Genomic DNA, 18,631 nt, shown 5'->3' on the forward strand with positions numbered 1-18,631 from the left:
GCCGGTTGATCCGTTAGCGCCTTACCTTACGGGAACAGGCGCATTCAGGTCGAGTTTAAAAAATTCTGGGCTGATGGTTTCAGCGATACTGCAGGAAGACGTTCTCACGTCCGAACTGGTCACGCAGAGCCTGAATCAAGCTGTCTGCAGGATCAATTCGCCACGCTTCGCCAAACTGCAGCAAGGCCTTGGCATCCAGCCCTGTGTAATCAAGGGTAATCGGACAAGCACCACGATGGCGCTTGCACAAATCGCCCAGCCAGCGCAGCCGATCGCCCTTGAGCGCTTCGGCGCGCACGGTCAGACGCAAGCTTTCAGCCAGGTTGGTGCGTGCATCTTCGATGCTCATCACCCGTTTGGCTCGCAAGCGCAGACCGCCAGAGAAATCGTCGTTGCTGACCTCACCCTCGACCACCACCATGGCGTCAGTCTGCAGCAAGGCCTGCGCCGAATGGAACGCTTCGGCAAACAGCGAAGCTTCTATTCGTCCAGAGCGGTCGTCAAGGGTGATAAACCCCATCTTGTCGCCCTTCTTGTTCTTCATGACCCGCAACGCAATGATCAGGCCGGCGACGGTCTGGGTATCACGAGCAGGCTTGAGATCAATGATTCTTTGCCGTGCAAAGCGGCGAATCTCGCCTTCGTATTCGTCAATCGGGTGCCCGGTCAGGTACAGGCCGAGAGTCTCTTTCTCACCGCGTAACCGGTCTTTGAGACTCCCCTCCTTGGCCTTGCGGTGATTGGCATAAACGTCGGTATCTTCTTCGACGAACAAGCCACCAAACAGGTCCGAGTGACCGCTGTCATGACTGCGTGCAGTCTGCTCGGCGGCCTGAATCGCCTCCACCAGCGACGCCAGCAGCACCGCGCGATTGCGGTCGATGTTGGCCTGATACGCTTTAGGTTCAGTCTCGAAGTAAGGACCGAGGCGATCAAGCGCGCCGCTGCGAATCAAACCATCAAGAGTCCGCTTGTTGACGCGCTTGAGATCGACCCGCGCACAGAAATCAAACAGATCCTTGAACGGACCGGCCTCACGCGCTTCGGTAATGGCCTCAACCGGGCCTTCGCCCACACCTTTGATCGCGCCGAGGCCATAAATAATGCGGCCATCCTCGCTCACGGTGAACTTGTATTCGGAGGTATTCACGTCGGGCGCGTCCAGGCGCAGCTTCATGATCCGCACTTCTTCGATCAAGGTGACGACCTTGTCGGTGTTGTGCATATCCGCCGAAAGTACCGCAGCCATGAACGGTGCAGGGTAATGCGCCTTCAGCCACGCGGTCTGGTAGGAGACCAGGCCATATGCGGCCGAGTGAGACTTGTTGAAGCCGTAACCGGCGAATTTTTCCACCAGGTCGAAAATGTTACCCGCCAGATCCGGGTCAATATTGTTGGTCTTGCAACCCTCAATGAAACCGCCTCGCTGCTTGGCCATTTCCTCAGGTTTTTTCTTACCCATCGCACGACGAAGCATGTCCGCGCCGCCGAGGGTATAACCGGCCATGACCTGCGCAATCTGCATCACCTGTTCCTGATACAGAATGATGCCGTAGGTCGGCGCCAGAACCGGTTTCAGCCCATCGTACTGGTAATCGACGTGCGGGTAGGACAGCTCGGCACGACCGTGTTTACGGTTGATAAAGTCGTCAACCATGCCCGATTGCAGCGGGCCGGGACGGAACAGGGCAACCAGTGCGATCAAGTCTTCCAGGCAGTCGGGCTTGAGCTTTTTGATCAGCTCTTTCATACCGCGCGACTCAAGCTGGAACACCGCAGTCGTTTCGGCTTTCTGCAGCAACTGATAGGTCGGTGCGTCATCCAGTGGAATGAAGGCGATATCCAGCGGCTCTTCGTTGACCTTGGCACGGTCACGGTTAATCGTTTTCAGGGCCCAGTCGATGATGGTCAGGGTCCGCAGACCGAGGAAGTCGAACTTCACCAGCCCCGCAGCCTCGACATCATCCTTATCGAACTGGGTCACCAGACCGCTGCCCTCTTCGTCGCAATAAATCGCCGAGAAGTCAGTCAGTTTGGTCGGGGCGATAACCACACCACCGGCGTGCTTACCAACGTTACGCACAATGCCTTCGAGCTTGCGCGCCATTTCCCAGATTTCGGCAGCCTCTTCATCGACCTTGAGGAAGTCGCGGAGAATCTCCTCCTGCTCGTAGGCTTTCTCCAGGGTCATGCCGACTTCGAACGGGATCATCTTCGACAGGCGATCAGCAAGCCCGTAGGACTTGCCCTGCACCCGCGCCACGTCGCGCACCACCGCCTTGGCAGCCATGGAACCGAAGGTAATGATCTGGCTTACCGCGTTGCGGCCGTACTTCTCGGCCACGTAATCAATCACACGGTCACGACCATCCATGCAGAAGTCGACGTCGAAGTCGGGCATGGATACCCGTTCCGGGTTCAGGAACCGCTCGAACAGCAGGTCATATTCCAGCGGGTCAAGGTCAGTAATCTTCTGTACATAGGCCACCAGTGATCCGGCGCCCGACCCCCGGCCCGGACCCACCGGCACGCCGTTACTCTTGGCCCACTGGATAAAGTCCATAACGATCAGGAAGTAACCCGGGAATCCCATCTGGATGATGATATCCAGCTCGAAATTCAACCGGTCGACATAAACCTGACGCTTGGCTTCATAGTCGGGCGTCGTGTCTTTGGGCCAAAGCACCGCCAGGCGCTCTTCCAGGCCGTCAAACGAGACCTTGCGGAAGTACTCGTCGATGGTCATGCCATCCGGAATCGGATAGTCAGGCAGGAAGTGAGTACCCAGCTTCACATCAATGTTGCAGCGCTTGGCGATTTCCACCGAGTTTTCCAGCGCTTCCGGCAGGTCGCTGAACAGCTCGGCCATTTCTTCGGCGCTTTTCAGGTACTGCTGATCGCTGTAATTGTGCGAACGGCGCGGGTCATCCAGCGCTCGGCCTTCACCGATGCACACGCGGGTTTCGTGCGCCTCAAAATCTTCCTGCTTGATGAAGCGTACATCGTTGGTTGCCACCAGCGGCGCGCCATGGCGCTCGGCCAGGGCCACTGCAGCGTGCAGGTGTTCTTCATCGTTGGGGCGGTTGGTACGCTGAACTTCGATATAGAAACGATCAGGAAAAACCGCCATCCACTCGCGCAGCAGCTGGTCAGCATCGGCTGGATTGTTACCCAGCAGTGCCATGCCGATCTCGCCTTCTTTTGCCGCCGACAATGCGATCAGGCCTTCGTTGGCCTCAGCCACCCACTCGCGCTCAATGATGATCTGGCCGTTGCGCTGACCATCGATAAAACCACGGGAGATCAGCTCTGTCAGGTTGCGATAGCCTTTGGCGTTCATGACCAGCAGGCTGATACGGCTGAGCGCTGCGTCTTCGTCCTTGTTCGACAACCACAGGTCCGCACCGCAGATAGGCTTGATCCCGGCGCCCATGGACGCTTTGTAGAACTTGACCAGCGAGCACAGGTTGTTCTGATCCGTCACCGCCACGGCAGGCATATTCATGGCCGCAAGGGTTTTGACCAGCGGTTTGACCCGTACGAGGCCATCGACCAGCGAATATTCGGTGTGCAGGCGTAGATGAACGAAAGAAGCCGGCATGGAGATCCTATAGCGCTAGAACAAAAACGAAGGCCCGGATTGTACCGGGCCTTTGGCAAAACATCAGCCCACTGTCAGCTCAATGGGAAAATCGACGATGAGGACAACGCTGACTGAATCATTGCATCACGAGCCGCATAAGCGGCGCGAACAGGCCCGAACGAACGCCGATGAATGGGCGTCGGCCCCAGGCGCGCAAGAGCCTCAAGATGCACTGGGGTTGGATATCCTTTGTGTCCGCCAATCCCGTAACCCGGATACTTGAGCTCCATGGCCGCCATTTCACGGTCACGGCTGACCTTGGCCAGAATCGACGCAGCGGCTATCGCCGGGACCTTGGAGTCGCCCTGCACCACCGGCGCACTGGGTACAGACAGCTGAGGGCAGCGGTTACCATCGATCAAGGCCAGCTTCGGCGTGATCATCAAGCCTTCCACAGCACGCTTCATGGCCAGCATGGTGGCGTGCAGAATGTTCAATTCGTCGATCTCTTCGACTTCTGCCCGGGCAATATGCCAGGACAGCGCCTTCTCACAGATTTCATCGAACAGCAGTTCCCGTTTGGCCTCGGTCAGCTTCTTCGAATCATTGAGCCCCAGAATCGGGCGGCGCGGGTCGAGAATCACTGCTGCTGTTACCACCGCACCACACAGCGGACCACGGCCCACTTCATCAACGCCAGCAACCAGTTCCTCGACCAGATTAAAATCCAGACCCATTTGCATTGAACGCGAACTCACAGTGAAGGCGAATGGCCAATCAGGCTCAACACCGCCTCGGCGGCCTGATTGGATGCATCGCGACGCAAGGTCCGGTGTATTTCGTCAAAGCCCGCAGTCTGCGCAGCGCCATCATCGAGCAACGGCAGCATCTGCTGCACCAACGCTTCAGCGGTGGCGTCGTCCTGCAACAACTCTGGCACCAGCAGACGCTGCGCAAGAAGGTTGGGCAGCGAGACGTAAGGGCTTTTCACCAGACGCTTGAGTATCCAGAAGGTCAGCGGTGCCAGACGATAGGCAACCACCATTGGACGCTTGTAAAGCAGTGCTTCCAGTGTCGCGGTGCCCGACGCGATCAATACCGCATCGCAGGCGGCCAGCGCCACGTGGGAGCGGCCATCGAGCAGCAACACCTGCAACTCGCGACCCACCAGTAACTGTTCGATCTGCGCGCGACGCTGCGGACTGGCGCACGGCAGGACGAAACGAACGTCAGGGCGCGCAGCCAGCAGACGCTCGGCAGCATCGAAGAACAGGCCGCCCAGACGCCCCACTTCACCACCGCGACTGCCCGGCATCAACGCAACGAGCGGGCCATCGCCAAGGCTCAACTCGGCGCGCGCGGCAGCACGGTCGGCCTGTAGCGGGATGGTATCCGCAAGCGGATGCCCAACGAACTTGACCGGCACACCTTTCTCTTCGTAAAAACGAGCTTCGAAAGGCAGCAGCGTCAACATAAGGTCGCAGCCCTCACGAATCTTGAGGACCCGCTTCTGCCGCCACGCCCACACAGACGGACTGACGTAGTGCACCGTCTTTATTCCGGCACGACGCAACTGAAGCTCGATATTGAGTGTGAAGTCCGGCGCGTCGATACCAATGAAGACATCAGGTTTCTGATCGATCAGGGTCTGAATCAACAGCTTGCGCCGGGCCATCAGCTCACGCAGCCGCCCCAGCACTTCGACAAGCCCCATCACCGACAGACGCTCCATCGGGAAGTACGACACCATGCCCTCGGCTTCCATCAGCGGACCGCCGACACCGATGAACTGGACATGAGGATGACGCGCCTTGATGGCACGCATGAGGCCAGAGCCGAGAATATCCCCCGACGCCTCGCCAGCCACTAAAGCGACACGCAATACGCTGGACATGATTAGCGGGTGATGCCGCGGGTCGAGGTTTGAATAGACTCAAGAAACAGAGCGACCTCTGGAAACTGGGCAGCAGGCTCAGCCAGGTCGGCAATAGCCTGATCAACCGTCAATCCCTGGCGATAGACCACTTTGTAGGCCCGGCGCAACGCGTGAATGGCGTCTTCGGTGAAGCCGCGGCGGCGCATGCCTTCGAAGTTCATGCTCCGCGCTTCGGCAGGGTTGCCGAACACGGTAACAAATGCAGGAACGTCCTTGCCAATAGCCGTCCCCATACCGGAAAAGCTATGGGCGCCAATATGGCAATACTGATGGACCAGGGTGAAACCGGACAGAATCGCCCAATCCGCAACATGCACATGGCCCGCCAACGCGGTGTTGTTGACCAGAATGCAGTTGTTGCCAATGACGCTGTCATGACCGATGTGTGCGTAAGCCATGATCAGGTTGTGGTCGCCGATCGTGGTTTCAGCACGGTCCTGAATAGTCCCACGGTGAATCGTCACACCCTCACGAATCACGTTGTGATCGCCAATGACCAGGCGCGTCGCCTCACCTTTGTACTTGAGATCGGGTGTGTCCTCGCCTACCGATGAGAATTGGTAGATACGATTGTGTTTACCGATCCGGGTCGGGCCGCGCAGGATCACGTGAGGCCCAACCACTGTACCCTCGCCAATTTCCACACCGGCTCCGATGATCGACCACGGGCCGACCTCCACATTGTCAGCCAGGACGGCTGTCGGATCGATGATTGCGCGAGGGTCAATTAAACTCATAGTTTACGTTCCGCACAGATGATTTCTGCGGAGCAAACCGGCTTGCCGTCGACCGAAGCCTGGCATTCGAACTTCCAGATCTGACGCTTGCAGCTGAGAAACTTCGCTTCAAGAATCAACTGGTCGCCCGGCAGCACAGGCTGGCGGAAACGCAGTTTGTCCGAGCCCACGAAATAATACAGTGTGCCATCAGCAGGTTTGGCACCCAGCATTTTAAAGCCAAGGATACCGGCCGCCTGTGCCATCGCCTCAATGATCAACACACCTGGCATGATTGGATGCGCAGGGAAGTGCCCGTTGAAAAACGGTTCATTGATGCTGACGTTTTTATAAGCACGAATACTTTTGCTCTCTACATCGAGCTCAACGACACGATCCACCAAAAGGAACGGGTAGCGGTGTGGCAAGTATTCGCGAATTTCGTTGATGTCCATCATTTCGAGGGGAAGCCTGTAGTCAAGATTGGGAGTGCGCGGCAATTGCGCTGCACTCCTCTGCAAATCAAGGAAGCAATTTATCGGCAGTGCGCGCTTGATATGAAAAAAGTATCAGCCATCTGATGAAGCATTAACGCCTGAGGTCACTGCCTCAACAATCTTTTCCAGTTTTTGCAGTCGACGCGCCATTTCGTCGAGCTTGCGAATACGTGCAGCGCTTTTACGCCACTCGCCTGCAGGCTGCATTGCGGTCCCCGATGAGTAAGAACCTGGCTCGGTAATCGAATGGGTCACCATCGTCATGCCGGTGATAAAAACACCATCACAGATGTCGATATGCCCAACCAGCCCGACACCACCAGCAAGCATGCAGTGCTTGCCGATTTTGGTGCTTCCGGAGATCCCTACACACGCGGCCATCGCCGTATGATCGCCAATCTGTACGTTGTGAGCGATCTGAATCTGGTTATCCAGCTTCACTCCGTTGCCGATGCGGGTGTCAGCAAGCGCGCCGCGGTCAATGGCGGTATTCACGCCAATTTCCACATCGTCGCCTATCAGAACACCACCAATCTGGGCAATCTTTTGCCAGATACCCTTCTCGTTGGCAAAGCCGAAGCCTTCACCACCCAGAACAGCACCCGACTGAATGACCACCCGCTTACCGATGCGCACGTCGTGATAAAGCGTAACCCGTGGAGCGAGCCAGCCGCCCTCACCGATTTCACACCGGGCACCGATGAAACACTGGGCACCGATGGTAACGCCTGCCGCGATCTGTGCTCCGCTCTCGATCACGGCGAAAGCACCGATGCTCGCAGCGGGATCGATCTGAGCGTCATCAGCGATGACTGCTGTCGGATGGATTCCGGCAACGGCCTTGGGCTTAGGATCGAACAGATGGGAAATACGCGCATAGGCCAGATACGGATCCGGCACCAGCAATGCATCGCCAGCATACGAGTCCGCGTCAGCAGGCTTCAACAGCACTGCCGCGGCTTGAGTATCAACGAGGAATTTACGGTATTGCGGATTTGCCAGGAAGCTGACCTGACCTGGACCGGCCTCTTGCAAGGTGGCCAGCCCGGTAATTTCTTTATCCTGAGAACCACGTAGCGTGGCCCCCAGGAACTCGGCCAACTCGCCGAGCTTGATAGTCGCGGTCATAGGTTACTTCAGCTGGTTCATGCGCTCGATGACCTGGCGAGTAACGTCGTACTGTGGCTTGACGTCAATCACTGCACCGCGCTCGAAGACCAGATCAAATGCACCTTTCTTGATCACTTCTTCCACTGCCTGATCCAGCTTAGGCTTGAGCTGCTTGAGCATCTCACGGTCGGCAACAGCTTTGGCTTCGTTCAGCTCCTTGGACTGGAACTGGAAGTCACGGGCTTTTTGCTTGAACTCAAGCTCAAGGCGCTCGCGCTCCGGCTGGGCCATTTTATCGCCACCGCTTACCAGACGATCCTGGATGCCCTTGGCGCTGCTTTCCAGAGTCTTCAGTTTAGTCAGCTGCGGACCAAACTTCTTCTCGGCATCAACGGCGTATTTCTTGGCCGCATCAGATTCAAGCAAAGCCATTTGATAGTTCAGAACGGCAATTTTCATGTCGGCAAAAGCCGGGCCTGCTGCCAGAACGGTTGCCAGCAGTACCAATTGAGTCAACTTACGCACGATGCACTCCTACAGAATTCGCTGTCGTTATCTAAAATCAGACGCTTAGAAAGTCTGACCAAGGGAAAATTGGAAAACCTGGGTTTCAGTATCGTCATCCGGTTTCTTGATCGGCATCGCCAAAGCGAAGCTCAAAGGACCGAGCGCAGTAATCCAGGTCACACCTACACCAACGGAACTGGCCATACCGGAGAAGTCGACGTCGTTACATTCAACTTTCTTGCCGTTGAGCGTCCGGTTGGAATTGCAGTTGGTGTCGAACACGTTACCCACGTCCCAGAACAAGGAGGTACGCAGGGAGCGTTGGTCTTTGATGAACGGCAGAGGGAACATGACCTCTACGCCACCTTGAACCAGTACGTTACCACCGAACGGAAGTGGATCCTGGTCCGGGTCAGCCGCGGTGCCTGGCTTGGTACCGGTACTAGGCGTACTCCGCGGCCCCAGGGTGCTGTCCTTGAAACCACGAACCGAGTTGAAGCCACCGGCATAGTAGTTCTCGTAGAACGGCAGACCGGAGGTAGAACCGTAGCCGTCGCCATAACCCAGCTCTGTGTGCAGACGCAGAGTGTAATTGTCGGTGATCGGGTGGAAGTACTGGGCGCGGTAGTCGAGTTTGTAGAACGACAGGTCGCTGCCCGGCAATGTAGTTTCCAGCACGAGGCTTTGCGAGTGACCACGCGTCGCCAGTACACCTTTGTTCAGAGTGGACTCGGACCAGCCGATCGAACCCTTGAAGTTCAGGTACTTGTCGCCTTCCTTGTCCACGAAGTCAAAGATTTCGTCAACGGTGTAGGTACCGGTCTTGATTTCGTCCTGCTGCACGGTCAGGCCGTAAGTCAGACGCGAAGTTTCGTTAATCGGGTAGCCCATGCTGATACCAGCACCGAGGCTGTCTACCGCATAGCTTGCAACGTCAACATCAAGATCGTCGTAGTCGGTGGTGCGGTAGAATGCGTTGTAACCCAGGCTCACACCATCAGCGGTCCAGTACGGATCGACATAGCTGAAGTTGTAGCGGCTCTGGTATTCGCTGCGAGTCAGGCCGATGCTGACCTTGTTACCGGTACCGAGGAAGTTGTTCTGGCTGATCGAACCGCCGAGGATCAGACCCGCGCTCTGGGCGAAACCGACACTGGCGGTAATCGAACCGGACGCCTGCTCTTCTACCGCGTAGTTAACGTCAACCTGATCGTCGGTACCCGGAACAGCCGGAGTCTCAACGTTCACTTCCTTGAAGAAGCCCAGACGATCCAGACGGGTCTTGGACTGGTCGATCAGATAGGTCGAAGCCCAGCCGCCTTCCATCTGGCGCATTTCACGACGCAACACTTCGTCAGCAGACTTGGTGTTACCGCGGAAGTTGATACGGTTCACGTAAGCACGCTTGCCAGGATCAACCACGAAAGTGATGTCGACGGTGTGATCTTCATCGTTAGGTGTCGGCACGCCGTTGACGTTGGCGAAGGTATAACCCTCGTTACCCAGACGGCGAGTGATCAGCTCGGAAGTCGTGGTCATGACCTTGCGGGAGAAGACCTGGCCAGGCTTGACCAGCAGCAGGGACTTGACCTGATCTTCCGGAACCTTGAGGTCACCGCTCAGCTTGACGGACTTGACGCTGTACTTCTGGCCTTCGTTAACGTTGACCGTGATGTAGACGTTTTTCTTGTCAGGCGTGATCGACACCTGAGTCGAGGCGATATCCATGTTGATATAGCCGCGATCGAGATAGTACGAACGCAGACGTTCGAGGTCGCCGGACAGTTTTTCCCGGGCGTACTTGTCGTCGTTCTTGAAGAATGAAAGCCAGTTGGTGGTCTTGAGTTCAAACAGGTCGATCAGGTCTTCATCAGGGAAAACACTGTTACCCACCACGTTGATGTGCTGGATAGACGCGACCGTGCCCTCGTTGATGTTGATCTTCAGACCCACGCGGTTGCGTGGCTGGGCAACGACCTCGGTCGCGACTTCAGCCGAATAACGACCCTGAGCAACATACTGACGTTGCAGTTCGTTGCGCACACCTTCGAGAGTTGCCCGCTGGAAGATTTCGCCTTCAGCCAGACCCGACTGTTTCAGACCTTTCATCAGGTCTTCAGTAGAGATGGCTTTGTTGCCCTCGATTTCGATACTCGCGACAGATGGACGCTCGACGACGGTGATGACCAGCACGTTGCCGTCACGACCCAACTGAATATCCTGGAAGAATCCGGTTTTAAACAGTGCGCGAGTAGCATCCACCAGACGACCATCATCCGCTTGCTCGCCAACGTTCAGCGGCAACGCACCAAATACACTGCCCGCGGATACCCGCTGCAGGCCATTGACACGGATATCGGAGATAGTGAAGGACTCGGCGTGAACTTCGGCAATCATCAGTACGGCAAGAACCGCAGTTAGCAGCAGACGTTTCATGAAGTCCTTTCTTATTCCAACTGGCAATAAACAAACTGCCGCAAAATGCGGCAGATTCGCAACTCAGCAAAGCTAAGCTTTACAGTCGACCCAGATCGTTGACCAGCGCGAGCAACATAACGCCCACCACCAGACTGATACCAATCTGAACCCCCCAACCTTGAACCCTTTCCGAAAGGGGGCGACCACGTGCCCACTCAATCAGATAGAACAACAAATGCCCCCCGTCCAGCACTGGAATAGGCAGTAAATTCAGGACTCCCAGGCTTATGCTCAGATAAGCGAGGAAATTCAGGAAATCACCTATGCCCGACTGGGCCGAAGCGCCCGCCACTTTAGCAATGGTTATCGGTCCACTCAAGTTTTTTACCGAGAGCTCGCCGAACAACATTTTCCGGAGTGAATCGAGTGTCAGTACGCTCATGGTCCAGGTACGGCTGGCGCCCTCGGCCACAGCGGCCAACGGACCATAACTGACTTCGCGCAACATCTCCGGAGGCCAATCGATACCTTTGACACCAGCACCCAGATAACCGCTTGCAGCCTTGCCTTCACCGCGCGCGGCAAGTGTCAGCGGCACATCAAGCTGTGATCCGTCACGCTCGACACGCAGAGAAATTTTTGCATCCGGGCGCTCACGCACCCAATCAACGACCTGCTGCCACTCGTCTACCGGACGACCGTCCAGGGCAATCAGCTTGTCCCCGGTTTTCAGACCGGCAGCCTGCGCAGGACCTTTCGGATCAAGCTCCGCCAGAACCGGCGGTAGTGCCGGACGCCACGGACGGATACCCAGCGACTTGATCGGGTCCGGCTCTTCGGCACCTTTCAGCCAGTTATCCAGCTCCAGACTGTGAGCGGTATCAACCGTTGCTCCAGATTCACGCACCTTCAGCGCGACCGAGCCACTCTCCCCCAAACGGCGCACCAACTGCAGATTCACAGCTGACCAGCCGGAAGTGGACTCGCCATCAACCGAAACAATTTCCTGACCGGCAGTCAGCCCTGCTTTCTGCGCAATACTGCCTGCCTCAACAGCGCCGATGACCGGACGCACCTGCTGGCTACCCAGCATCGCCAAGACCCAGAAAAACACGATCGCCAGGAGAAAGTTCGCAATCGGGCCGGCACTGACAATGGCAATTCGCTGGTAAACCGACTTGCGATTGAACGACTGATCCGCCAACTCGGGAGGAACGTTGCCTTCACGCTCATCAAGCATTTTCACGTAGCCGCCCAGCGGGATGGCAGCGATCACATACTCGGTCCCCTGACGATCATGCCAGCGCACCAACGGCGTGCCGAAACCGACGGAAAAACGTAAAACCTTGACGCCACAACGCCGCGCCACCCAGAAGTGACCGTATTCGTGAAAGGTAACCAGCACGCCCAGCGCAACCAGGGTGCCAACAATCATATAGAGCGCGCTCATCAACCTTCTCCGGGTACTGGCTGGTTCAAGCCCTGCACCAGCACCTTCTAGCCTCTGCGATTATCGCCCGTTGCGGCTGAGCCATTGCTCTGCCAGAACGCGCGCTTTTGAATCCGCATCAAATACCGCCTCCAGATCAGGGAGCGGGACAACGGGTTCAAGATTCAAAACATCGTCGATCATACTCGCGATTTCCGGATAACGGATGCGCCGATCAAGAAATGCGGCCACTGCAACTTCGTTTACCGCGTTCAACATGGCCGGAGCACTGTTACCCGCTTCGGCAGCTTGCCGCGCCAGACGCAGGCACGGAAAGCGCTGCTCGTCGGGAGCCTGGAAATCCAGACGCGCAATACTGAACAGGTCCAGTGGCGCAACGCCCGAGTCAATACGTTGCGGCCAGGCCAAGGCATGAGCAATAGGCGTGCGCATATCCGGGTTACCCAACTGAGCAAGCACCGACCCATCCACGTAATCAACCATGGAATGGATGACGCTCTGGGGATGAATAACAACCTCAATCTGCTCAGGTCGCGCGTCGAAGAGCCAGCAAGCCTCGATAAGCTCAAGCCCCTTGTTCATCATGCTCGCCGAGTCCACCGATATTTTTCGTCCCATTGACCAGTTGGGATGGGCACAGGCTTGCTCAGGGGATACGTCATGCAGCTCGCTCAGTGGCGTTTCGCGAAACGGGCCACCAGAGGCTGTCAGCAGAATGCGTCGCACGCCAACCGGGGCCAGACCGCGCGCATAATCAAGCGGCAAGCACTGGAAAATTGCGTTGTGCTCGCTATCTATAGGCAGCAACACCGCACCATTCTGACGAACCGCCTGCATGAACAAGGCGCCGGACATGACCAGCGCTTCCTTGTTCGCCAACAGGACTTTCTTGCCAGCCTCAACAGCCGCCAGCGTAGGCCGCAAACCAGCAGCGCCCACAATGGCAGCAAGCACAGTATCAACCTGCGAATGAGCAGCCACCTCGCAAAGACCACCCTCCCCCACCAGTACTCGAGTATCGAGACCGGCCGCGGCCAGATCATCCTGTAACTTGCGGGCAGCCTCCTGAGTCGGCAGCACAGCAAAGCGCGGTGTGTGCTTGATGCACAACGCCAGCAATTCACTTTGGCGACTGAAGCCAGTCAGGGCAAATACCTGATAGAGATCGGGATGACGAGCAATGACATCGAGGGTGCTTAGACCCACCGAGCCAGTAGCACCTAAAACGGTTACCTGTTGAGGACGACTCACAGCACGCCCCAATCAGCAGCCCAAAGCAGCACGGCAAAAACCGGAATCGCAGCGGTCAGGCTGTCGATGCGGTCAAGCACCCCACCGTGGCCAGGCAACAGATTGCTACTGTCCTTGATACCTGACAGACGCTTGAACATGCTTTCGGTCAAATCGCCCACCACAGAGATAAATACGACGATTGCCGTACTCAGCAAGCCGAATAGAAACTGCGAGGCGGACCAGTCGCGAAAGACGCCGACAATCACAGTGATCAACAGGCAGGTGGCCAAACCACCATAGACACCTTCCCAGCTTTTACCCGGGCTGACTTTCGGCGCCAGTTTGCGCTTGCCAAATGCCTTGCCGGAGAAATAGGCACCAATGTCTGCGCCCCATACCAGCACCATGACCGCAAGAATCAACCAGTTACCCAGCGGCCATTGCTTGATCAATACCAGCCCCTGCCACGCAGGAAGCAGAATCAACAGACCGATCGCAAGCTTGCAGATCGCGCTGGACCAATGACGGCTGGACTCCGGATAGGTCAGCACCAGCCAGGTTGCAACCGCCCACCAGATGACTGCCGCCACCAGAATCCAGGGCGCAAGGCCCGGCATCAGGTAAAGCAGGAACAGCAGTGCAGCAACGCACACCGCATAGGCGACACGCGCCGATTGAGCAGGGAACCCCGCCAGACGCGCCCACTCCCAGGCGCCCAGGGTAACTACGATGCCAATGAACAGCGCGAAGCTGGCCCCGGACAATAGAAAAAAACCGCAAAGCGCAATCGGCAGCAGAATAAGCGCCGTGATGATCCGTTGTTTCAGCATTAAACCCGGGCTCCAGCTTCGATCTGCTCGCTCGTTTTACCGAAGCGACGTTGACGCGAAGCGAAATCAGCCAGCGCGGCGCGCATGGCATCGTGTTTGAAGTCCGGCCAGAACAGGTCGGAGAAATACAGCTCGGCATACGCCAGCTGCCAAAGCAGGAAGTTACTGATGCGATGCTCGCCACCGGTACGAATACACAAGTCCGGCAACGGCAGATCACCGGTCGCCAGGCAGGTTTGCAACAATTCAGGCGTTATGTCATCCGGACGCAGATGCCCGGCCTGCACTTCACGCGCCAGGCGCTGCGCAGCCTGAGCAATGTCCCATTGACCACCATAATTGGCGGCAATCTGCAGAACAAAACGGTCGTTTCCTGCGGTACTGTTTTCAGCTTCTCGCATCGCGGCTTGAAGCTCGGGGTGAAAACGGGATCGGTCGCCGATAATGCGCAAACTGATCTGGTTTTCATTCAGGCGCTTGGTTTCACGGCGCAAGGCCGTGAAAAAAAGCTCCATCAACGCCCCGACTTCTTCGGCTGGTCGCTGCCAGTTTTCACTGGAGAACGCGAACAGCGTGAGCACCTCAACCTTGGCTTCGGCGCACACTTCAATGACCGCACGAACCGCGTCGACACCGGCTTTATGACCTGCAACACCGGGCAACAGACGCTTTTTCGCCCACCGGTTATTGCCATCCATGATGATCGCGACATGACGCGGCACCGATGAAGGCGCGGTCGACTTAGTCTTTTCCATGAAAGCGCCCCGAACCTTATACGGCCATCAGGTCTGCTTCTTTTGCCTTGGTGGCTGCGTCGATATCAGCCTCTGCCTTGTCGGTCAGCTTCTGGATATCGGCAGCAGCACGACGCTCTTCGTCTTCGCTGATTTCCTTGTCCTTGACCAATTTCTTCAGATCACCCAAGGCATCACGGCGAATATTACGCACAGCAACACGCGCATCTTCTGCCGCGCTGCGGGCCTGCTTGGTAAAGCCCTTACGGGTTTCTTCAGTCAGGGCCGGCATCGAGATAAGCAACAGCTCACCGAGGTTGGTCGGATTGAGGTTCAAACCGGCGCTCTGGATCGCCTTGTCGACGGCAGCCAGCATGTTGCGCTCGAAAGCAACGACCTGCAGGGTGCGCGAGTCTTTTACAGTAACGTTGGCAACACCGCTCAAAGGGGTATCAGCGCCGTAGTACGGCACCATTACACTGCCCAAAATGCTTGGGTGGGCCTTGCCGGTGCGAATCTGACCAAATGCATGGCTCAGGGATTCAAGGGATTTCTGCATGCGCTCTTGAGCGTCTTTCTTGATTTCGTTGATCATTGTGCGCCTTCCTCGATCAGGGTTCCTTCAGCGCCGCCGTGTACGATATTCAGCAGGGCGCCGGGCTTGTTCATATTAAAAACACGGAGTGGCATCTTGTGATCGCGGCACAGGCAGATTGCCGTCAGGTCCATGACACCCAGCTTGCGATCCAGCACTTCATCGTAAGTCAGATGATCGAACTTCTCTGCATGCGGGTCTTTGAATGGATCTGCGGTGTACACACCGTCTACCTTGGTTGCCTTGAGAACAACGTCGGCATCGATTTCGATTGCTCGCAGGCAAGCAGCCGAATCGGTGGTGAAGAACGGATTGCCTGTACCGGCCGCGAAGATCACGACCTCTTTTGAACTCAGGTGACGCATGGCTTTACGACGATCATAGTGATCAGTCACACCCACCATCGAAATGGCAGACATCACGATGGCGGAGATATTGGCACGCTCCAGAGCATCGCGCATTGCCAGAGCATTCATCACAGTGGCCAGCATGCCCATGTGATCACCCGTAACACGATCCATGCCGGCAGCACTCAATGCTGCGCCACGGAACAGGTTACCTCCCCCGATAACCAGTCCTACCTGAACGCCTATGCCAACCAGTTGGCCGACTTCAAGCGCCATGCGATCCAGTACTTTGGGATCGATTCCGAACTCTTCGGAGCCCATCAGGGCCTCGCCGCTAAGCTTGAGTAGAATGCGTTTATAGCGAGCCTGATAACCACTGCCCTGCTGAGCCATTGCGAATCTCTCCTGCGGCGTTTTCTGAAAAAAATCTGTGCGGGCATTTTATGCCTGCGCTAACTCTAGCTTGACGCTGCGACAGCGTCAGAAGAATGCAGCCTTGTAAGCCACTTCTCCAAGGAAAACAAATACCTTTTCCTTTTTGACAAAGAGGCTGCGCGCGTAAGCGGGCAGCCTCTTCGGTTCAACAGTTGCAAACCATCTTATTGCTTGGAAGCAGCAGCCACTTGAGCAGCAACTTCGTCTGCGAAGTTATCAACTGGCTTCTCGATGCCTTCGCCCACTTTGAAGTAGGTGAAAGAAACGATTTCAGCGCCGGCTTTCTTGGCCAGATCGCCTACTTTGATTTCCGGGTTCTTGACGAACGCTTGCTCAACCAGGCTAGCTTCAGCCAGGAACTTGGTGATGCGACCGGCAACCATTTTTTCAACGATTTCGGCTGGCTTGCCTTTGATCTTGTCTTCGTTCAGTTGCAGGAAGACGCCCTTCTCGCGCTCGATCGCTTCGGCAGAAACTTCCGAAGGCAGCAGGAACTCAGGGTTGCTGGCAGCAACGTGCATCGCGATGTCTTTGGCCAGTTCAGCGTCGCCGCCTTTCAGGACAACAACAACACCGATCTTGTTGCCGTGCAGGTAAGCGTTGACCACGTCACCTTCAATGCTCGACAGACGACGGATGTTGACGTTCTCGCCAACTTTGGCAACCAGAGCAGTACGCTCGACTTCCTGAGCTTCGATCAGCGGAGCTGCATCAGTCAGTTTGTCAGCGAATGCTTTTTCCAGGCTGCTGGTGACGAAGTTCTTGAAATCGTCTTGCAGGGCCAGGAAGTCAGTCTGGGAGTTGACTTCGATGATGGTAGCGCGCTTGCCATCTTCAGCAACCTTGACAGCGATAGCGCCTTCAGCAGCAACGTTGCCTGCCTTTTTGGCAGCCTTGATCGCGCCCGAAGCACGCATGTCATCAATGGCTTTTTCGATGTCGCCGCCAGCCTTGGTCAAGGCCTTTTTGCAATCCATCATGCCTTCGCCGGTACGCTCGCGCAGTTCTTTAACCAACGCTGCAGTAATCTCTGCCATTTCAAAATCCTCTTGGATAGGTCTTAAACCATTCCACCCGCCAGAGCGGGCGTTCAAATTCTTGAAAACGCATGGTGACAGCCGTAGATGACAAGAACGTCATGACAACGCCGACACATGGTTTTCGAGGTGGCAAAAAGGGGGCCAAGCCCCCTTTTTGCGTACTGAGTAAACGCTAGGCGTTAGTTACTCAGCCTTCAACTGCAGCTGCTGGAGCTTCTTCGACGAAAACGTCGGTGCCGCCAGCAACATTGTTGCGACCACGGATTACAGCATCAGCCATCGAACCCATGTACAGCTGGATAGCGCGGATTGCGTCATCGTTGCCTGGGATGATGTAGTCAACGCCTTCCGGGCTGCTGTTGGTATCGACTACGCCGATAACCGGGATACCCAGCTTGTTAGCTTCGGTGATCGCGATGCGCTCGTGATCAACGTCGATAACGAACAGTGCGTCTGGCAGACCGCCCATGTCCTTGATACCACCCAGGCTACGATCCAGCTTTTCCAGATCGCGAGTGCGCATCAGCGCCTCTTTCTTGGTCAGCTTGGCGAAAGTACCGTCTTCAGCCTGTACTTCAAGCTCACGCAGACGCTTGATCGACTGACGGATGGTTTTGAAGTTGGTCAGCATGCCGCCCAACCAGCGGTGATCGACGTACGGCGAACCGCAACGTGCTGCTTCTTCAGCAACGATCTTGCCAGCGGAACGCTTGGTGCCGACGAACAGAATCTTGTTTTTGCCCGAAGCCAGTTTTTCAACGAAAGTCAGAGCTTCGTTGAACATAGGCAGGGTTTTTTCAAGGTTGATAATGTGAATCTTGTTACGCGCGCCGAAAATGTATTTACCCATTTTCGGGTTCCAGTAACGGGTCTGGTGACCGAAGTGCACACCGGCCTTCAGCATATCGCGCATGTTGACTTGGGACATGATAGTTCCTTGATAAGTCGGGTTAGGCCTCCACGTATCCCAATGACCAACCAGCGGCTTCGAGCCGAGGGCACCCAGGTCATCGTGTCGACACGTGTGTGGGTTAGTGCTTGCGGGGCTTACCCCGGAAAGCGGCGCATTTTATACCATAGAAGTCTGGATAACGGAACTCGAATTACGTGCAGGTTGCACGATGCTTTACTGCCCCACTCATTAGCCCTGTGTAAGCACGAATAATGCGGAGGCGATTTTTTGCGTACATATCCATTACC

General features: G+C 56.2%; 16 protein-coding genes. All 16 read right to left on the minus strand.

From position 1 onward, the window contains the following. Window positions 1-79 precede the first annotated feature (79 nt). The 16 genes from dnaE to rpsB all read right to left on the minus strand — a co-directional run bounded on the left by dnaE (window position 80) and on the right by rpsB (window position 18,359). On the minus strand, window positions 80-3,601 hold the full coding sequence (gene dnaE, locus AUC61_RS20435) for a DNA polymerase III subunit alpha (protein ID WP_243247961.1): 3,522 nt from the start codon (window positions 3,599-3,601) through the stop codon (window positions 80-82). 74 nt (window positions 3,602-3,675) lie between these two features. Then, window positions 3,676-4,326 carry a ribonuclease HII gene (gene rnhB, locus AUC61_RS20440; RefSeq protein ID WP_243247962.1) on the minus strand — a complete coding sequence of 217 codons (651 nt, stop codon included), beginning with the start codon at window positions 4,324-4,326 and terminating at the stop codon, window positions 3,676-3,678. Between the two features lie 11 nt (window positions 4,327-4,337). Next, window positions 4,338-5,477, minus strand: coding sequence for a lipid-A-disaccharide synthase (lpxB, locus tag AUC61_RS20445; protein WP_243247963.1), 1,140 nt, complete (start codon window positions 5,475-5,477; stop codon window positions 4,338-4,340). 2 nt (window positions 5,478-5,479) lie between these two features. Continuing rightward, window positions 5,480-6,256, minus strand: a complete 777-nt coding sequence (lpxA, locus tag AUC61_RS20450; protein WP_243247964.1) for an acyl-ACP--UDP-N-acetylglucosamine O-acyltransferase — start codon at window positions 6,254-6,256, stop codon at window positions 5,480-5,482. Continuing rightward, window positions 6,253-6,693: a 3-hydroxyacyl-ACP dehydratase FabZ gene (gene fabZ / locus AUC61_RS20455; RefSeq protein ID WP_122665206.1), complete on the minus strand. Its 441-nt coding sequence runs from the start codon at window positions 6,691-6,693 to the stop codon at window positions 6,253-6,255. The genes lpxA and fabZ overlap by 4 nt, the downstream gene beginning before the upstream one ends. 111 nt (window positions 6,694-6,804) lie before the next feature. Beyond that, on the minus strand, window positions 6,805-7,860 hold the full coding sequence (gene lpxD / locus AUC61_RS20460; RefSeq protein ID WP_243247965.1) for a UDP-3-O-(3-hydroxymyristoyl)glucosamine N-acyltransferase: 1,056 nt from the start codon (window positions 7,858-7,860) through the stop codon (window positions 6,805-6,807). Between the two features lie 3 nt (window positions 7,861-7,863). Then, window positions 7,864-8,367, minus strand: coding sequence for an OmpH/Skp family outer membrane protein (locus AUC61_RS20465; protein ID WP_027898803.1), 504 nt, complete (start codon window positions 8,365-8,367; stop codon window positions 7,864-7,866). Window positions 8,368-8,412: 45 nt separating this feature from the next. Continuing rightward, the gene (gene bamA / locus AUC61_RS20470) at window positions 8,413-10,785 is read right to left on the minus strand and encodes an outer membrane protein assembly factor BamA (protein WP_122665208.1); all 2,373 of its coding nucleotides are present in this window, start codon (window positions 10,783-10,785) and stop codon (window positions 8,413-8,415) included. A gap of 79 nt (window positions 10,786-10,864) precedes the next feature. After that, entirely contained in the window at window positions 10,865-12,217 is a 1,353-nt protein-coding gene (rseP, locus tag AUC61_RS20475; RefSeq protein WP_243247966.1) for a sigma E protease regulator RseP, read from the minus strand. Window positions 12,218-12,277: 60 nt separating this feature from the next. Continuing rightward, a complete protein-coding gene (ispC, locus tag AUC61_RS20480; RefSeq protein ID WP_243247967.1) occupies window positions 12,278-13,468 on the minus strand; it encodes a 1-deoxy-D-xylulose-5-phosphate reductoisomerase in 1,191 nt (396 codons plus the stop codon). Further along, window positions 13,465-14,280 (minus strand): phosphatidate cytidylyltransferase, encoded by an 816-nt coding sequence (locus AUC61_RS20485; RefSeq protein WP_243247968.1) that lies wholly within the window; start codon window positions 14,278-14,280, stop codon window positions 13,465-13,467. The genes ispC and AUC61_RS20485 overlap by 4 nt, the downstream gene beginning before the upstream one ends. Next, entirely contained in the window at window positions 14,280-15,035 is a 756-nt protein-coding gene (uppS, locus tag AUC61_RS20490) for a polyprenyl diphosphate synthase (protein ID WP_122665212.1), read from the minus strand. The genes AUC61_RS20485 and uppS overlap by 1 nt, the downstream gene beginning before the upstream one ends. Window positions 15,036-15,051: 16 nt before the next feature. Next, a complete protein-coding gene (gene frr, locus AUC61_RS20495) occupies window positions 15,052-15,609 on the minus strand; it encodes a ribosome recycling factor (RefSeq protein WP_243247969.1) in 558 nt (185 codons plus the stop codon). Further along, the gene (gene pyrH, locus AUC61_RS20500; RefSeq protein ID WP_027898810.1) at window positions 15,606-16,349 is read right to left on the minus strand and encodes a UMP kinase; all 744 of its coding nucleotides are present in this window, start codon (window positions 16,347-16,349) and stop codon (window positions 15,606-15,608) included. Before pyrH ends, frr begins: the two co-directional genes overlap by 4 nt. Before the next feature lie 206 nt (window positions 16,350-16,555). Continuing rightward, complete coding sequence (tsf, locus tag AUC61_RS20505; RefSeq protein WP_243247970.1) at window positions 16,556-17,428, minus strand: translation elongation factor Ts; 873 nt, start codon at window positions 17,426-17,428, stop codon at window positions 16,556-16,558. A gap of 190 nt (window positions 17,429-17,618) precedes the next feature. Then, the gene (rpsB, locus tag AUC61_RS20510; protein WP_087273903.1) at window positions 17,619-18,359 is read right to left on the minus strand and encodes a 30S ribosomal protein S2; all 741 of its coding nucleotides are present in this window, start codon (window positions 18,357-18,359) and stop codon (window positions 17,619-17,621) included. Between the last annotated feature and the right edge of the window lie 272 nt (window positions 18,360-18,631).

The sequence above is a fragment of the Pseudomonas maioricensis genome (assembly GCF_022790535.1).
Taxonomy (GTDB): Bacteria; Pseudomonadota; Gammaproteobacteria; order Pseudomonadales; family Pseudomonadaceae; genus Aquipseudomonas; species Aquipseudomonas maioricensis.